Here is a 17092-nt window from a genome sequence, read left to right on the forward strand (position 1 = left end):
ATAAATATAGCATATGAAAAACTTATTGATAATAGCATTTTTGATAGCCTCAGGCAGCATCTGGGCGCAAGAATTCAATGAAAAAATAGCTGTGCCACTAAGCTCTCCGGACAAAAGGGGAAAGTTGGAAGTCGGCCAGGTTCGAGGCAACATCGTAATTACAGCCTACAACGGCAAAGAAGTAATCATTCAAGCCACATCAGGCAAGGACGATTGCGACGGCTGTGATCATGATCATGGAGACAAGAAGAGCAGCGCTCCATCAGGAATGAAGCGAATTGCCAGCAGCCCATTGGAGTTGGAAGCTTCAGAAAACAACAATAAGGTTGAAATCGAAACCAACTCCTGGAAAAAGCCGATTAATCTCGATATTAAAATACCGGCAAACTTTGACTTAGAAGTTTCTACGGTTCATGGAACGATAGAAGTAACGGGAATCAGTGGCACGCATGAGATTTCTTCAGTCAACGGTAAGCTGACATTAAAAGACATGAGCGGGTCCATTGTATCTAACACGGTAAATGGCACCATTCTGGTAAACTTTAAATCCGTAAAGCAAAATGAGCCCATGTCCTTTGTTACACTCAATGGCAATGTTGATGTGACCTTCCCGACAAACATTAAGGCACGAGCTAAGATGCGCTCAGACCGTGGCGAGATATTTACCGATTTTGATATGAGTGTAGATCAATCAAAACCGGAGGTTAAGTCGAATGATGGCGAGTACAAAGTATCAATCAATTCATGGGTATATGGAGATATCAATGGCGGAGGACCGGAGTATACTTTTAAGAACATGAATGGGGACATCATCATCAGAAAACAATAAATAGTAAAGTACTTTTCTTAAAGTAAGAGCCCGCTTCACGCGGGTTTTTTTATTCCTACTTATCTTTCCTTCCATGGAAGCTATCGATCAGGTCACACTCAACTTTAGTGAGGCAAACCTCTTTTACCTCAACCTGAGCCTGGGGTTTATTATGTTCGGAGTAGCCATCAATCTTCGACTTGAGGACTTTCTTCGCGTAATCAAAAGCCCAAAATCTGCACTTGCAGGAATGTTATCACAGTTTTTGGTGCTTCCGGCCCTGACCTTCCTCCTGATATTACTCATTCAACCAAGGCCCAGCTTTGCATTGGGAATGATGCTGGTAGCAGCTTGTCCGGGAGGGAATATTTCAAATTTTATGGTGGCGATGGCTCGTGGCAACACTGCCCTGTCCGTTAGTCTGACTGCAGTTTCTAGCACACTGGCGATTTTTATGACGCCAATAAACTTAACACTCTGGGCAAGTCTCTATGCGCCGACATCAGTTATCCTCACGGAGGTAAGTCTGGATTTCTGGCAACTTTTGAAAACCATCACGATGCTATTACTAGTGCCAATCATGCTGGGTATGATGCTAAGAAAGTGGAAACCAAAACTTGCAGACAAACTTCATCCGGTCATGCACTACAGTTCCATATTCATTTTCGCGGCAATTGTCTGTATGGCTTTTAGCGCCAACTTCAACCTATTCCTGGAATACATTCACCTGGTGCTATTATTGGTATTAGCACATAATGCCGTAGCGCTAACCGCCGGCTATCAGGTAGGGAAACTATTTCGACTTCCTCAGGCAGATCGAAGGTCAATAGCGATAGAGACAGGCATTCAAAATTCTGGACTAGGCCTGATTCTAATTTTTAGTTTTTTCGAAGGATTGGGAGGCATGGCTATCGTAGCAGCCTGGTGGGGGATTTGGCACATATTATCTGGCTTGAGCATCGCTTATTTCTGGAGTAGAAATCGTGAATTGGCGCCCGCCAATTAGTTGTGCTGATTATCAATACATTAGGCGATTTAATTCAATTGTCTGCCTAATAGCCAATAGCAAATTATTTCCTTATTTTTGCCGACCTTATTACAAAGAGCATTTAGAATAACATGGCACTAATAGGCATACTGAGAAACAAGATGGGTAAGATCGTGGTGGGAGCAATCATGGTCACAATGGTCGCTTTCATTGGAACAGACCTTATTGGCAATTCTACAATATTGGGAGGCGGAGACAACCCAGATATTGGCGAGATCGCTGGACAAGGAATTAGCAATGCTGAGTTTCAAAATAAAGTAGACGAGCTTTCATACAATTTTGCAATCAACATGGGTCGAAACCCTTTGCAGCAAGAAACCGATGAAATAAGAAATCAAGCATGGAATGCGCTTATCCTGGAAAAAGCATACGGCGAGCAGTTCGATGAACTGGGAATCGTCGTGACCAATGATGAATTGGTAGATATGGTGCAGGGAAGCAATATCAGCCCACAAATCAGACAATTCTTCGCAGATCCTCAAACAGGACAATTCAGCAAGGAAAATGTAACCGCTTTTCTGGGTAGCCTTCAGCAGGCACAGCCACAGCAGCGAAACTCGTGGATTTCTTTCGAGCAATCGTTGGTTCCAAGTAGAAAGATTGAAAAATATGCAAACCTCTTTACGAAGACCAATTATGTAACCAAGTATGAAGCGAAAGAGGAATACATTAATCAGAATGCATCAGCTACTATCGATTATATGTATGTGCCATTCCTGAGCATATCAGACTCATCAGTTAGCATTACTGACAGTGAGCTACAGGCTTACCTTGATGCACACGAATCAGAATTTCAGAGAGAAGAAACCAGAAGCCTTTCATATGTCATTTTTGATATCAAGCCTTCAAGTGCCGATTCTGCCATCGTAATGGATGAAGTAGCAGACCTAAAAATGTCACTAACAAATGCATCAAATGATTCAAGTTTTGTTGTGATCAATTCTGATGATCCATATCCATACATTACCTATACAGCAGATAACCTTCCGGATTCATTGCTTGGAAAAGAAGTCGGATATGTTTCGTCTCCTGTTATCGTAAATGGATATTACGAATTTTACAAATTGTCTAGAAGAGATCAGATCGCTGCTGATAGTGTGCTTTTCAGAGTAGCCAAGATGAAGAAAGAATTCTTCGTTTCAGATGAAACAATCAATGAGTCTTATAGAGAAGCGGATCTATTTGCGGCTTCTGCTGGCAATGTCGAGGAATTTAATAGACTGGCGGAAGAGCAAGGGTTGACAGTAAGAGAAGCCAATAGAATTGGCAAGAACGCCCAGCGTGTTGGACCATTAGTAGAAGCAAGAAGCTTGGTACTTTGGTTATACAATGAGGGCTCAGCTGGTGCTGTATCTGATGTAAAAGAGATCGGAGATAGATATGTAGTTGCGGCTATGACCTCAGCGCAGGAAAAAGGCGTAGCTAATCTCGATGAAGTTAGAAACCAGGTGGAACGAAAAGTTAGAAATGAGAAAAAAGCACAAAATATCGTCAGCACTCTTGGCGGACTGGATGCCTCAGATGTTGAGTCACTAGCTGTAGCATATGGTGAAGGCGCTAAAACAGGCACCGCAGATTTTCAAATGTTCTCTAGCAGTATCAATGGAGTAGGTTATGCTCCGGAAGCAATTGGTCTTTCATTTGCGCTTGACGAAGAAGAAATCACTCAGGCGTTTGCCATTCAGGATGGAGTGATCGTGATCAAGCTATCAGCAAAAGATATTCCTGCTGATCTTGATGAGTACTCGCAGTTTGCACTTCAGGTATCACGTCAGAGACTTGGACAAAACGCGATGATTGCAGATTTCCCGCTTTCATACTTCAGGCTATTTGTCCCAAGAAAGATCGATCAAGCGGTTAAAGAGTTTGCTGAAATTGAGGATATGAGATATAAGTTCTTTTAATAGCTCAATTAAACAAAAACCAAAAAAATTAGCCACTCCATTTATTAGAGTGGCTTTTTTTGTGGTGAAGTATCCTAACGGGAATGGGAAAAGATCTATGAAAAGACTTTTTTGAAAAACTTCACTACAGCATTTCTTTCTTTTGGTGGTGCCGCGATCATGTGTCTGGATATAAATACAAGCATCTTGCGCCATGATTCCCCAACATCATTTGTGTAGTCATCACCCATCGCTTTTCTGATAGTAAAGAGCAAAGCTTTTACCACAAATGGATAATGAGAAGACTCCACACCAATTTTGTTCTTATGGAATCTTCCCAATTTGTGTAGTTCCGGTACTAAAGCGTCTACATCATGGATGTTATCAATCACAACATCGATTGTCATCTGCAGTTTCTTGGAAAGAGAACTCATATCATCGGGAAAATAGAACCTGACCTCTGGGGCCATCTTAAATAGTGCATTGTAAAAAGAGGTCATCGTTTGAAGCTCTTTTCCGGCAAGACTTTGCCATGACGTGACGATATTATTAGCGTCATCTTTAGTAAGCATAAGTTTTAGTTTTAATGGTTGCCAAATAGTTTATTAAGCAGGCGATTCAAAGCGTTCTTTTCTTTTACTGGAGCCGCTTGCATTTTTTCTGAAATGTATTCGAGCACTTTTTTCCAAGCACCCTTGAGTTCATCAGTACTACGAGTTCCTAAAAGTTCATCAATCATCAGTAGTATGGATTCTGCGAAAAGCGCATAGTATTCGGGTTTAATTTTCAATCGGTTATGAATGCTACCCAGATCCGCTATCTGATTAGGGATTTTTTCTAAATCATGAATGTTATTGATGATGAAGTCCATCGTGTAAGAAAATTTGAGGGTCAATTTTTTGTAGTCTACTTCTCCCCCATTCTTTTTCTGAAAAAACTTTTGAGCATCAGGTGCTAATCTGAAAAAGGAATCGTAAAAAACAAGCTCATTTGAAATACCTGCTTCCGCCTTGAGAAGTATCCAGGAGTTTTTAATTAAGCTTCGTTCATGAGTTGATAAATTCATTCTTGTTAATGGTTTAAGCTGATATATTTTAATTACCGCAAAGCTAGATGGCTGCTCAGTTGGATGAATTATAGAAAGAGTGTACAATAGGTGGACTAGTGTAAATAGCCTTCAAAGACTAGAAAAGCCTGTGATATGGTTGAAAAATAGGGAAGACTTACCTTTACAAAATATTATCAGAGAATTTATGAGTTGGGATGAAAAATCATTTTTAGAGAAGCTGGAAGGAGCACATCAATTTCCGGATAATTACACCTTCAAGTTTATTGTAAAGCCTGAGCACCAGGCTAAAGTGGAGGCTTTGCTTCCTGGGGCCGAAGTAAAGCTGAAGCCTAGCTCCGGAAACAAATATGTGAGCGTGACCATGAGTCGAATGATGGATACCAGTAAAGATGTTGTGGATGTGTATGTTCAAGCCAACAAGATCGAAGGAATCATAGCACTTTAAAAGAGTAGAAAAAATGAGTTGGAAAGAAGAAGACAACAAGCTAAAGAAGACATTTGAGTTTAAAGACTTTGTAGACGCATTTGGGTTTATGAGCCAGGTGGCAATCATCGCAGAGAAAATGAACCATCATCCCAATTGGAGCAATGTCTACAACACGGTAAGCTTTGAGTTGAATACACACGATGCTGGTGATGTGGTTACAGAGAAAGATCAGAAGCTGGCGGAGGCAATTGACGCTCTTATATAACTCCGATGAGTAGAAGTGCGATTATTGAAATACTTAAGTCAAGGTCACATTTGTTCCTTATTGCATGCTTCTTTGCTAATTGCGCAATAGCTCAGCAGGACAACAGAAGGATAACAATAACAATTTCCTCGTCTAATTTAAGTGAGGACTTTGGTATTGCATCATCTAAAAATGACGAGTTGCTTTTGCTCATCTATGAATTCCCAAACCAGCCTAATGAATTAAGCCAACCTGTTTTTGTAAAAGAATTCATTTTGGACGCAACAAGAATGGAATCCAAGCATGAATGGCTTTATGAATCTCCTATTCGGGATTTGATCTTTTTTCTAATAGAAAGAGATTCTGAGAGAACTGAACTTCAAATTGATCCTGTATTGCGGGTCTACTTTAAAAACATAATTGATTGCTCTGATCGAAGGGACTACTTGTGCATTGAAAAGTATTTGGAAGATGAGGACATGATTGGATATAGCAGATTTTCGATTCCTTCTGTTCACAACCTAAATGGGATTTATAAGCTAGACAAGTTCAACTATACTATAACTTTTCAGGATAGATAAATTAACTTGGTTGTAATGACCATCGAGCCCGGAAAACTATACCTTGTCCCCACACCCATTGGCAACCTTGCCGATATGACCTATCGGTCTGTAGAAGTACTCAAAGGTGTTGACCTAATTCTGGCAGAAGATACACGTACCTCTGGATTTCTTTTAAAGCACTATGAGATTGGCACACCGGCTCAAAGTTTTCATGCACATAATGAGCATAAGAAAGTTGAGGAGGCCATAGAGAAATTGAAGAGCGGTATTTCAATTGCGCAGATTTCTGATGCAGGTACTCCTGGCATTTCAGATCCCGGCTTCTTACTTGTTCGTGCGGCACTAGCCAACGATATTCCGGTTGATTCACTGCCAGGAGCAACAGCTTTCGTTCCAGCATTGATTAAGTCGGGGTTTCCATGTGAGCGCTTCGTATTTGAAGGATTTCTTCCACATAAGAAAGGAAGGCAAACCCGGATCGAGGCAATAAAGGAAGAGTCCAGAACTGCGATCTACTATGAGTCACCACATCGATTACTCAAAACATTACAACAATTCAAGGATATTTTAGGGGATCGAAACGTTTCAGTTTCCAGAGAGTTAACGAAGAAGTTCGAAGAGACCATCACAGGAAGCATTGACGATGTGTTGGCCTACTTCGAATCGAAAAGTATCAAAGGAGAATTCGTCATTGTATTGGAGGGAGCCAAATGAATTTTGAAGAGATCACTCGAAAAGTTGCCGCTGTTGCTTACGAAACAGGCGCTTTTATTCGTCAAGAGCGCAGAAGGTTCTCATATGATTCTGTAGAGTTTAAAGGTGAGAGTAATTTGGTTTCTTATGTTGATAAAGAATCTGAAAGAAAAATAACCACAGGCTTAAAAAAGATCTTACCTGAAGCAGGCTTCATCACCGAGGAAGAAACGACCGAACAAGGGCAAAAGGAATTCACCTGGATTATAGATCCACTGGATGGCACAACCAATTTCGTCCACGGAATTCCTAATTACTGTGTAAGCATCGGGCTCATGCATGAAGGAAAAATTATAGCAGGGGTAGTATATGAAGTAGCCAATGACGAATGCTTTTATGCCTGGAAAAACGGAGGAGCATATTTAAACAAGCAACGCATTCGAGTTTCTCAGGCCGCTGCATTTTCCGATTGTATTCTAGCCACCGGATTCCCCTATTTTGAATTTGAGCGACTGGAGGAATACCTGAAAATCCTGCATCAGCTGATGGAATCTACTCAAGGGCTCAGGCGTATGGGCAGCGCAGCTGCAGATATGGCATACGTGGCTTGCGGCCGCTATGGTGGCTATTTTGAGTACAATCTAAACTCATATGACATTGCAGGTGGCGTCATACTGGTTCAGGAAGCAGGAGGTATCGTCACCGATTTTAGGGGAGGAGACGACTATATATTCGGAAGGGAAATTGTAGCAGGTGGGAGTGTTCAATCGCAACTCTTAGAAGTCATCCAACGATACTGGTAAAAAAATTTATTTATATAAGTTAGGAATCCTAATTAATAAAAGTATGTTTGCATAATAAGTTAGGAATCCTAATTATATGAAAATGAAAAATCTATTAATTCTATTATTGATTGCAACAATTAGTTGCAAGTCGTTTTCTCAAGGAGAAAATGAAAGTGTTTCATTTAAGCAGACGGATGATCTGAAGATCACCAAGGCTCGAGTCATTTATGATCGCTCTCTGGAGCACATGGTTTTTACTATCACGGTAAAAGGTGCGGCTGGGCTATCGAAACCGACAGCTTTTGGTCAGTTGGATGGAGCACCTGTTCTTGGCTATGTTTTTCCAACGAGTCTCAAAGCGATTGATGTAGGCTTTAGTGAGACTGAAGGAATTGTGGCTCTTGCGCTGACTTCCCATCCGGACTTTGATGATACACCTTTATGGGATGAGGATTATGACAGAAATTATGCTAATGATGGCATCATCTGGCATCCACACTGGGTGGTTTTGACAGAGGATAAGCGTGTCGCAGGTGGCCTTGCCGTTAAGCAATTTGACCCGGAAAAGGATGAAGTAACACTACCGCCTACCAACCCTGGAATGCCAATGTATATGGATTCGCCAGGTTTCCATGTCGTTACGCAGGGGAATCAAATCAAAGTGGTTGTACCTGCCTACCGTGTGAGCGGAAAGATAGACTTTAAGTTTGATGGTGTGGCAGCCTATATGCAGGTAAATACCTCGAAAGAAGACCTGCCGATGCTTGGTGTATATGCAGTGTACAGTGTGGCATCAGGGGATTTATCACTTCCTTATGCTGTTGAAAAGTGATGCAAAGCGTTATGCTGAGGCATTGAAAGATGGAGTTCAGTTCTTATGAGCTGAACTCCTTTCACAAAGTAATTAGGATTGCTAACTTTGAAATATGGCAAATTCCTTTGACCCCAAGAATCAAGTAATAGATCTGACCAGCAAGATTGTCGTTGGGGTAGAGCGACTTTCTGAAGTGCTTCGAGTGCTGCTTTGGGAGAAGTCAAAAGAAACAGGACTTAGTCCCATTCAGATTCAGCTCCTTCTATTTATTCGACATCACGATTCCTCGCTGGCCAATGTCAGCCATCTATCCAAAGAGTTTAACCTCAAGAAACCAACAATTAGCGATGCGATTAAAGTTTTACATGAGAAGAAACTGATCGAGAAAGAAAAAGGTGAGGATGCCCGGGGCTATACTATTCTACTTTCTCCTTCAGGCAGAAGGTTGGTAGATACGCTACAAGGTTTTGAAGCTCCCTTAAGAGAGAGTATTGATACACTCGACAAACATGCACAAGAAGAGTTATATACAGGCCTGGTAAAAATGATTTTCGGATTAAATCAATCCCGCATCATCGATGTGCAGCGAACATGCTTTGGCTGTAGTTTTTATGAAAAACAAGATGACGGTCACTTCTGCCAATTCATCAAAAAGCAACTTTCTGATAGCGAAATAAGGCTGGATTGCGAAGACTTCAAGGCACTAGCACATTAATATGGTAAGGTTCTTGTTTCACCTTCACTAAATTTAGATTATGAAAGTACTCACTATTCTTATCGTATTCTTGATGGGCGCCTGTGGAGGAGGCAGTCCGGACTCAAGCACGGAAAGCTACGAAGCAGCGCCTATGTTGGAAGAAATGGATGTTGCCGAAAGCTCCATTCGCAAAGTGTCTGATGCTCCGATCACCCAACAACCAAAACAAGACTTTCAAAAGAAAGTCATCAAAACCGGAGGTCTCTCCTATAGCGTAGAAAGCACTAAAGAAGAGTATACTCGGATCAATGCCCTGCTGGAAAAGTATGACGCTTACATTAGTTCGGAGAATGAAAACAAGGGTTATGATCGCATCAACTACAACATAAGTATCAAAGTGCCACCACAGAATTTTGATCCGTTGATTTCGGACCTGACCCAGGACAAACGATTGGACAATCGCTGGGTGAATACTGACGATGTGACCGAACGCTATTATGATTTGCAATCACGCATTGCAAATAAGAAGAAATTGGAGGAGCGCTATCAGGAAATCCTGAAGAAAGCCAACAATGTTCGTGACATTCTGGAAGTTGAGCGAAATCTCAATCAGGTGCGCTCAGAGATCGAGTCGCTCCAAGGTCAGTTCAAGTTACTAAGCCACCGAATCAACTTCAGCACGGTAGATATCTCTTTTTATGAGCTTATTCCGTATGAATTGGACCAGGAACAACGTCCGGGATTGGGCACTAGGTTGCTCAATTCTATTTCTGCAGGCTGGCAGGGCTTTCTCACATTTACGGTTTATCTGCTAGCTCTTTGGCCATTCGGATTGTTGGCTGTAGGTGTTGTTTGGGTCGTGAGAAAAATACGAGCAAAGAGAAAACAGCAGAAATAGTTAGCAACCTTTTCGAATCAAATTCCGTATTTGTATACTTCGATTAAATCAATTCCTACATATATAGAGTTTGATTAATTATGAAAGGAACAAATCTCGGCGAATTTGAAGAGCTGTTGTTATTGACCGTAGCAAGTTTATATCCTGAAGCATATGGAGTAGCCATACGGGAAGAATTAAAGTCAACGACAGGAAGAGCAGTTGTGATGGGAGCGATCCATTCCAGCTTAAACAGGCTGGTTGAGAAAGGGTTTCTGTCTGCAGAGCTGGCACCAGGCACACATCCTCGGGGCGGTCGCAGAAAGCGTCTTTTTACGCTAACGCACTCCGGTAAAGAAGCCTTGGAGCACAATCGCTCACTTCGTAATTCTTTGTGGGATAAAATCCCTCAATTGTCTTGGAATAATGTGAAGTATGAGGCCACCTAGGAATCATGAACCACCCAAACTTGGCATTCGAATTCTTCGATGGTTTTGCAAAAAAGACCTATTCGAAGAAATCGAAGGTGATCTATACGAATACTTTCAAATCTATAATCGGCAACACCCTGGGTGGAAAGCAAAAATTTTCTATTGGATACATCTATTCAGCTTCTTTCGCAGATATGCCGTGAAGAATGAAAGCAACAACTCAAAATATAGCATCATGTTAATTAATCACATCAAATTTGCGCTGAGATATCTCAAGAAGCATCCTTCAAGCACAGCATTAAACATTCTTAGTTTGTCTACAGGAATAGCATGCTTTCTGTTCATTTTTCTGTTTATAGAAGGTGAATTCAGTTTTGATAAATATCATAAGGATTCCGACCGAATTCATCGTGTTGCCATTGATTTTATGAGCAATGGTCAGCGCATTCCAGATGCAACAACACCACCAGCGCTAGCTCCTGCAATTAAAGCCAATTTCCCTGAAGTAGAGGAAGCCACTCGGATATTCCCTACGTGGGGAGGTAAATTTTTGATGGGTGTAACTAGCGAACGCCAGTTTTATGAACAAGAAGTATATCGAGTAGATGCCAACTTCCTAAAAGTATTTACCTATGAGGCTCTTAAGGGAAATCCAGATGAAATGCTGAGCGACCCTTCTAACATCGTATTGACTGAAAGTATGGCCTCAAAATACTTTGGTGAGGAAGATCCCATGGGAAAGGAAATTACCTTGTTCAACAGAAACAATCAAAAGAAAATAGTAACCGGAGTAATCAATGATGTTCCGTTTAACTCCCATTTTCGCTTTGACTTTCTAATTCCACTTCACTTTGAAGATCGTAACATTGATGAAATGTGGGGTTGGTACAATTACTACACATATGTTAAGCTCAAAGAAGATACTGAAGTGGCAAATTTTGAAGAAAAACTTCAACCACTTTATCTCTCGAGTAACGCTGGGGACTCAATTAACCCAAATATTGCCTACTCCCAACCACTGACCGATATCCATTTGAATTCGGCACTTAAGTGGGAATTAGGGTCAAACAATAACATGAGTAATATTCGGATATTTATATCCATCGGGATGTTCATCTTGCTGATATCGATGATTAATTATCTAAATCTTACCGTTGGACATATTTCTCAGAGAAACAAGGAAGCAGGTGTGCGAAAAACTTTTGGAGCAAATAGATCAACTTTGGTAAGTCAATTTGTCGTAGAAGCCATCACGATTATCTTGATTTCCCTGGTTATTGGAACATTGCTTACAGAGTTGGTGGTTTCAAAAATGGACTCATTGTTTGGACGAGAAATATCATTATTAGATACTTCCAATCTGACTGTTGTATTGGTGTTATCGCTTGTAACCTTAGGTTTAGGCATATTGGCAGGAGTATACCCTGCTCTGCGTTTTGCTTCAATGGGTGATATAAAGAAAATCATAAGCCATAAACGAGGTAAAACGCTGGATTTAAAGCGTATCCTGCTTGTTGCACAGTTTGCTATTTCAACGCTTATGATCGTTGGCACAATGGTCGTTTATAAACAACTCAATTATTTTAAAAATTCTGATAAAGGCTTCAATTCAGATCAAGTCCTTATTGTGGAGAATGCTCGCTCTACAGCTAACCAACAAGTTCTAAAGGATAAATTAAGCAACTTGCCTTTTGTAACCTCAGCCGGATTTAGCGATGGAATTGTTGGCGACTTAAATTGGACATTCACCATTGGATATCCGGATCAATTTTTAATGAATTATGCAGTCGTAAGTCCAGACTATATTGAAACCATGGAGTTTGAGTTTCTAGCGGGCCGAAACTTTGATTCATCGATCGAGACGGATGCCACTGGAATGAACTTTATAGTGAATGAATCAGGCATGAGGGAACTGAATGTGACGCTTGATCAGGTGGGAGAGTCAATAGTTGTAGGTAATGAGGGTGATAGCTTAATTTATGGGAAGATTATTGGTGTAATAAAGGATTTCCATTATTCAAACTTCAAATCCGAAATAAAGCCATACTCTTTTTTCTTTAGAGAAGAGGATAAAAACTATATGGCTATCCGAATGAATTCGAGCAATACACTTGATAATCTGGAAAAGCTGGAAAGTGAATGGAATGAATTGGCGGTAGGAGTTCCATTTGAAAGTTATTTTTTAGACCAGTCGTTTTCAAATCTTCACAAAACCGAAGAGCGTCTATCCAGAGTCATGTTGGCTTTGACCGGCCTTTCTATATTTATTGCATTCGTTGGCATGCTTGCCATTGTGAATATTGTTGTAAAAAGTCGGTTGAAAGAGGTGGCTGTTCGAAAGGCACTTGGTGCTACGACCGAGCAAGTAGTTAGTATGTTTTCTAAGAAATTCATTTTGCTGGTCGTTATAGCTAATGCCATTGGTTTACCACTCGCTTATTTCGCAATGCGCACATGGCTTTCAGATTTTGCGTACCGCACTTCTATAGATTTTAGGCTATTTGTTTTGGCATTTGTTGCTACATCATTAATGGCTTTTATCATTGTTGGAACCCGTTCATTTAAAGCGGCAACAGATGATCTTTCACAACGACTTAACGACGAATAAATATTATGATGTATTTTCGGCGATGTGAAACCCAACATACGAGTAGGATATGGATATGATGTGCACGCGCTTGCCGAGGGCGTGGATTTTTGGATTGGAGGAATCAAAGTTCCACACACACATGGAGCTTATGGACATTCAGATGCAGATGTGCTGATCCATGTCATCTGTGATGCACTTTTGGGAGCAGCAAACATGCGAGATATCGGGTTTCATTTTTCAGATAAAGACCCTCAATACAAAGGGATCGATAGTAAAATCCTCTTAAAAGAGGTGGTAAAAATCATAGGAGAGAAAGGGTATAAAGTTGGCAATGTCGATTCCACTGTCTGCCTGGAGATGCCAAAACTAAACCCTCACATTCCGGAGATGAAAAAGTGTCTTTCAACGGTAATGCGTGTGGATGAAGACGACATTTCCATCAAAGCTACCACGACCGAAAAACTTGGATTTGTAGGCAAAGAGGAGGGCGTGGCGGCTCATGCAACCGTTTTGATTTACAAGGATTAGCCCGTTGTTTTACACGGATCGCTCGATTACTTCCTCAGACGTCAAACCATATAGCGGTGGTGTCTTTACTCCCAACATTCCGAGATAAACATACAACTGCCCTCTATGATGCACTTCATGTTCTACCAAAGCCCTTAGCCATTTCCAAACGGTGATATCAATGCCGCCGGGAGTTTTGCATTTCTTTTGCATGTCCTCCTTTGTCAGTCGCTCAAACACCTCCCTGGATTCCTTTTGCATTTGTAGATAAAACTCAACTGTTGCCTCTTTGCCTTCAGCTAATTCCATTCCACATCCCTGATATTTTGAAGGTCTTTGCTGCACATTTTCTACATACATAAATCGCTCGATAGCTGCCAGATGTCTTATTTGGTCTCCGATGGTGAATTTCCCTTCCCGATAAGCCCACTCTATCTTATCTTCTGGGATAAAGTCGAATAATCTTTGTGTTCTTGCTTTTACTTTGTCCAGGTATTTAACAAAGGACTGACCGTCGTGTATTTCCATTGCAGTAGTTTTAAAAAATTAAGATAGCACATGATCAAGATCATTACTACCGAAGATGGTTCTCACAGCCTTTTTGATGAGGAGCTAAACGAAACCTACCACTCAACAAGAGGAGCCAGAGGAGAATCCATGCATGTGTTTATACGAGAAGGACTGGAGTATTGGTTATCCCACAATCAAGCTGATGAAATCAAGATTCTCGAGATAGGACTGGGAACGGGTTTGAATGCCTTCCTTACTGCTCAGTATTCAGGAACACAGGAGACCAAAGTTCATTTCACATCATTGGAGCCATTTCCAATTGGAAAGGAGATTTATAAGAACTTAAACTTTTACCAATCTGTGGAAGAGAAGCAATTACTTCTCAAGATTCATGAAAGTGAATGGGAAAAAGAATTTGACTTGTCTCATTCATTCAAGCTGCGTAAAACCATGGCTAAACTGGAAGATTTTGAGTCATCGCAGTTGTTCCACATTATTTACTTTGATGCGTTTGCGCCAAGCAAACAGCCTGAAGTATGGTCGTTAGATAATCTAAAGAAATGCTGCTCACTATTAGAAAACGACGGAATACTTACAACATATTGTGCTCAGGGGCAATTCAAACGAAACCTGGCGCAAGCTGGATTTGATGTGGAGACGCTACAGGGTGCCATGGGAAAGAAAGAGATGGTAAGAGGCAGATGTAAATAGGTTAGATAATGGGAATCATGGAAAAATGCTATATTTAATAGGTCCACCATCAACCTATTTTCATGAGCACTTTCCAAACACCTTTAGACGCCTTCCAACATTGGTTAAATAAAGACCCTGACTTCATTTTTCTTCGACAACCGATCAATCGAAAGTTCATTGAATATTCTCGTCAGGATGCGTACAATCAGGCTATTGCTATAGCAGCGTCTCTCCACGGTATGGGATTAAAGCCGGGTGATCACGTGGCACTGCTTTCCAAAAACTGTGCACATTGGTTTATGGCAGATCTTGCCATTATGCTGGGTGGATTTGTCTCAGTCCCACTTTACCCTACACTTGACAAGGATTCTATCAATGAGATCTTAGTGCACAGTGAGTCAAAGGCTGTTATAATTGGCAAGCTGGATGACTATTCAAAACAAAAAGCGGGCATTCCAAAGGATATTCAACGCATTGGAGTTGAACTATACGGGGTGGAGGAGCAACGCTCATGGGAAACCTTGATCAAAGAAGATCACAGCAGTTTCGATCCACCCGGACTGAATCCGGATGAATTAATTACAATCATGTACACCTCGGGTACGACAGGCAATCCAAAAGGTGTCATGCATAAGGTAAGCTCATTTAACCTGATGGGAAACATTACCCAGCCAACTTTGCATGTGCCGGATAATTGCACGTATTTCTCATACCTCCCATTATCGCATATCGCCGAGCGCATTGGCATTGAAATCGTTTCTTTCTATTGTGGAGGATGTGTTAGCTTCCCTGAGTCCCTGGATACTTTTGCAGAAGATTTAGCCAATGTGAAGCCTGTGTTCTTTGTAGCAGTACCAAGGATCTGGCAAAAATTTCAAGAGAAAATCTTAGAGAAATTCACTCAAAAGAAATTAGATACGCTAATCTCATTGCCGCTACTTGGCCGCATAGTGAAAAAGAAAATCCGTCAAAAATTGGGACTGAATAACGCTAAACTCTGCTATACCGGAGCCGCACCCATTGCAGTGAGTTTGCTGGAGTGGTATGATAAACTTGGGATAAATATTCTGCAGGGTTACGGAATGACAGAGGATTGCATTCTCTCTCATTTTAACATCATCGGTTCGAACAGATTTGGTTCGGTGGGTAAACCAATGCCCGGTACTACAGCCAGACTTTCTCCAGAAGGTGAAATACAAGTAAAAAGCGATGCGCTAATGGTTGGGTACTATAAAGAGCAAGCCAAAACAGACGAGGTATTTACCGAAGACGGATTCATAAAAACCGGAGATATCGGTGAGTATGATCATGATGGCTACTTATCTATTACCGGGAGGATTAAAGATCAATTTAAAACCGATAAAGGCAAATATGTCACTCCATCTCAAATAGAGCTCAAGCTTTCAAAAAACACTGACATTGAGCAAATATGTGTGGTGGGCATGGGTATTGCTCAGCCGATCGCACTGATCGTTCCTTCAGAGACCGGAGAGGCAAAGGAAAAGCAGGCGTTCGAGGAGTCCATTTTGCAAACAATAGATGCAGTTAACCCAACCCTGATGAGTCATGAGAAGCTGTCCAAAGCAGTAATCATGAAAGAGCAGTGGACAGTGGACAATGGACTTATGACGCCATCACTCAAAGTAAGAAGGCCAAGAGTGGAAGCGATACATCAAGACATGTATAAGTCATGGTTTGATCGGGAGGAGAGACTGATTTATGAATAGAAACAACTGTATAGACAATTAAGTATCCAAATTTTCCAAAAGCTCTTCTGCCTCTTCTTTTAAAAAGCCAATCGTGCCTTTATGTGAGTGGTAAAGGTTACGTGTAGCTAGAATTAATGCCTGGATGTCCCGAATCATGTCCGGATTTTTATCCCTGAGCCAGGGATATTTATCAGTTGAAATTGATCGATCGCCACGTAGCGAGTTTGAAATAACCCAATAGTCATTATATACCGGATTCACCATCATTGTTCGGAGTTGTTGATTATCTCTTTCAATATAGGTGCTCCACTTTCTTACGTCACGATAGTAATTGATTATTTGAGCTCTCAGCTCTTTATCATCCATGGAATACAGACGACCCGTATTTAGCATTTCTTCATAGGTAGTGAGGTTGGACTCAACCAAAAAGAAATTGATCAGGTGAACCGAAATCATGGAAAGCCGATCATCTTCACTATTCAGTTTATTAAACAATTCAAGCACAGAGTCACATTTGATTACCCGATCTTCCAATCGATAATCCAGATATTCAAACCGTTTGATATCGCTTTTTACATCTTCTATCAACCGATTGATTGTCAGCTTTTGGGTATTAGAATCGATCCTGTTTTCATTCCAGTTATTCAACAGGAAAGCTCCTAGAATACCTATGGTGATCACGAGTACCTCAAGGAAATACTCCGACCATTTTTGTTTGAGTGTGGATAAAAGCTTCTTCATTTC

The 17092-nt window shown here is 41.0% G+C and carries 20 protein-coding genes; 16 read left to right on the forward strand and 4 right to left on the reverse strand.

Annotated elements, in window-relative coordinates; translation table 11 throughout:
- Positions 1 to 13: 13 nt before the first annotated feature.
- The 3 genes from ACL8WY_RS09940 (at position 14) to ACL8WY_RS09950 (ending at position 3760) form a co-directional block, all read left to right on the forward strand.
- A complete protein-coding gene (locus ACL8WY_RS09940) occupies positions 14 to 829 on the forward strand; it encodes a DUF4097 family beta strand repeat-containing protein (protein ID WP_436514561.1) in 816 nt (271 codons plus the stop codon).
- Between the two features lie 73 nt (positions 830 to 902).
- A complete protein-coding gene (locus ACL8WY_RS09945) occupies positions 903 to 1814 on the forward strand; it encodes a bile acid:sodium symporter family protein (protein WP_436514562.1) in 912 nt (303 codons plus the stop codon).
- A gap of 113 nt (positions 1815 to 1927) precedes the next feature.
- Positions 1928 to 3760: a peptidylprolyl isomerase gene (locus tag ACL8WY_RS09950; RefSeq protein ID WP_436514563.1), complete on the forward strand. Its 1833-nt coding sequence runs from the start codon at positions 1928 to 1930 to the stop codon at positions 3758 to 3760.
- Positions 3761 to 3855: 95 nt separating this feature from the next.
- On the opposite strand, the gene ACL8WY_RS09955 is transcribed toward ACL8WY_RS09950, so the two are convergent.
- Together ACL8WY_RS09955 and ACL8WY_RS09960 are read right to left on the reverse strand one after the other, a co-directional pair.
- Positions 3856 to 4311, reverse strand: a complete 456-nt coding sequence (locus ACL8WY_RS09955) for a globin domain-containing protein (RefSeq protein ID WP_436514565.1) — start codon at positions 4309 to 4311, stop codon at positions 3856 to 3858.
- A gap of 11 nt (positions 4312 to 4322) precedes the next feature.
- Positions 4323 to 4805 (reverse strand): globin, encoded by a 483-nt coding sequence (locus tag ACL8WY_RS09960; RefSeq protein WP_436514566.1) that lies wholly within the window; start codon positions 4803 to 4805, stop codon positions 4323 to 4325.
- A gap of 187 nt (positions 4806 to 4992) precedes the next feature.
- Between ACL8WY_RS09960 and ACL8WY_RS09965 the strand changes: the two genes are divergently transcribed.
- From ACL8WY_RS09965 to ispF, 11 genes are all read left to right on the forward strand, one after another.
- Complete coding sequence (locus ACL8WY_RS09965) at positions 4993 to 5253, forward strand: DUF493 family protein (protein WP_436514567.1); 261 nt, start codon at positions 4993 to 4995, stop codon at positions 5251 to 5253.
- A 13-nt stretch (positions 5254 to 5266) separates the two neighbouring features.
- Complete coding sequence (locus ACL8WY_RS09970) at positions 5267 to 5500, forward strand: 4a-hydroxytetrahydrobiopterin dehydratase (RefSeq protein WP_436514568.1); 234 nt, start codon at positions 5267 to 5269, stop codon at positions 5498 to 5500.
- Positions 5501 to 5505: 5 nt separating this feature from the next.
- The gene (locus ACL8WY_RS09975) at positions 5506 to 6060 is read left to right on the forward strand and encodes a hypothetical protein (RefSeq protein WP_436514569.1); all 555 of its coding nucleotides are present in this window, start codon (positions 5506 to 5508) and stop codon (positions 6058 to 6060) included.
- 15 nt (positions 6061 to 6075) lie between these two features.
- The gene (rsmI, locus tag ACL8WY_RS09980; protein WP_436514571.1) at positions 6076 to 6756 is read left to right on the forward strand and encodes a 16S rRNA (cytidine(1402)-2'-O)-methyltransferase; all 681 of its coding nucleotides are present in this window, start codon (positions 6076 to 6078) and stop codon (positions 6754 to 6756) included.
- Positions 6753 to 7538 carry an inositol monophosphatase family protein gene (locus tag ACL8WY_RS09985; RefSeq protein ID WP_436514572.1) on the forward strand — a complete coding sequence of 262 codons (786 nt, stop codon included), beginning with the start codon at positions 6753 to 6755 and terminating at the stop codon, positions 7536 to 7538. Before rsmI ends, ACL8WY_RS09985 begins: the two co-directional genes overlap by 4 nt.
- An 82-nt stretch (positions 7539 to 7620) precedes the next feature.
- Positions 7621 to 8352, forward strand: a complete 732-nt coding sequence (locus ACL8WY_RS09990; protein ID WP_436514573.1) for a hypothetical protein — start codon at positions 7621 to 7623, stop codon at positions 8350 to 8352.
- Positions 8353 to 8446: 94 nt separating this feature from the next.
- Positions 8447 to 9049, forward strand: coding sequence for a MarR family winged helix-turn-helix transcriptional regulator (locus ACL8WY_RS09995; protein ID WP_436514574.1), 603 nt, complete (start codon positions 8447 to 8449; stop codon positions 9047 to 9049).
- 40 nt (positions 9050 to 9089) lie between these two features.
- Positions 9090 to 9929, forward strand: a complete 840-nt coding sequence (locus ACL8WY_RS10000; RefSeq protein WP_436514575.1) for a DUF4349 domain-containing protein — start codon at positions 9090 to 9092, stop codon at positions 9927 to 9929.
- 80 nt (positions 9930 to 10009) lie between these two features.
- Positions 10010 to 10357: a PadR family transcriptional regulator gene (locus ACL8WY_RS10005; protein WP_436514576.1), complete on the forward strand. Its 348-nt coding sequence runs from the start codon at positions 10010 to 10012 to the stop codon at positions 10355 to 10357.
- A complete protein-coding gene (locus ACL8WY_RS10010; RefSeq protein WP_436514577.1) occupies positions 10344 to 12947 on the forward strand; it encodes an ABC transporter permease in 2604 nt (867 codons plus the stop codon). Before ACL8WY_RS10005 ends, ACL8WY_RS10010 begins: the two co-directional genes overlap by 14 nt.
- Before the next feature lie 24 nt (positions 12948 to 12971).
- Positions 12972 to 13457, forward strand: coding sequence for a 2-C-methyl-D-erythritol 2,4-cyclodiphosphate synthase (gene ispF / locus ACL8WY_RS10015; RefSeq protein ID WP_436514578.1), 486 nt, complete (start codon positions 12972 to 12974; stop codon positions 13455 to 13457).
- 9 nt (positions 13458 to 13466) lie between these two features.
- Here the strand turns inward: ispF and ACL8WY_RS10020 are convergent, their stop codons facing one another.
- A complete protein-coding gene (locus tag ACL8WY_RS10020) occupies positions 13467 to 13964 on the reverse strand; it encodes a DinB family protein (RefSeq protein ID WP_436514579.1) in 498 nt (165 codons plus the stop codon).
- Positions 13965 to 13994: 30 nt separating this feature from the next.
- On the opposite strand from ACL8WY_RS10020, the gene mnmD reads away from it, so the two are divergent.
- Positions 13995 to 14657, forward strand: a complete 663-nt coding sequence (gene mnmD, locus ACL8WY_RS10025) for a tRNA (5-methylaminomethyl-2-thiouridine)(34)-methyltransferase MnmD (protein WP_436514580.1) — start codon at positions 13995 to 13997, stop codon at positions 14655 to 14657.
- 62 nt (positions 14658 to 14719) lie between these two features.
- Entirely contained in the window at positions 14720 to 16366 is a 1647-nt protein-coding gene (locus tag ACL8WY_RS10030; protein WP_436514581.1) for an AMP-binding protein, read from the forward strand.
- Positions 16367 to 16384: 18 nt separating this feature from the next.
- Here ACL8WY_RS10030 and ACL8WY_RS10035 read toward each other — a convergent pair whose 3' ends face one another.
- Positions 16385 to 17089, reverse strand: a complete 705-nt coding sequence (locus tag ACL8WY_RS10035; protein ID WP_436514582.1) for a DUF6090 family protein — start codon at positions 17087 to 17089, stop codon at positions 16385 to 16387.
- Between the last annotated feature and the right edge of the window lie 3 nt (positions 17090 to 17092).

This window comes from Ekhidna algicida (genome assembly GCF_051379705.1).
In the GTDB taxonomy this organism is placed as follows: Bacteria; Bacteroidota; Bacteroidia; order Cytophagales; family Cyclobacteriaceae; genus Ekhidna.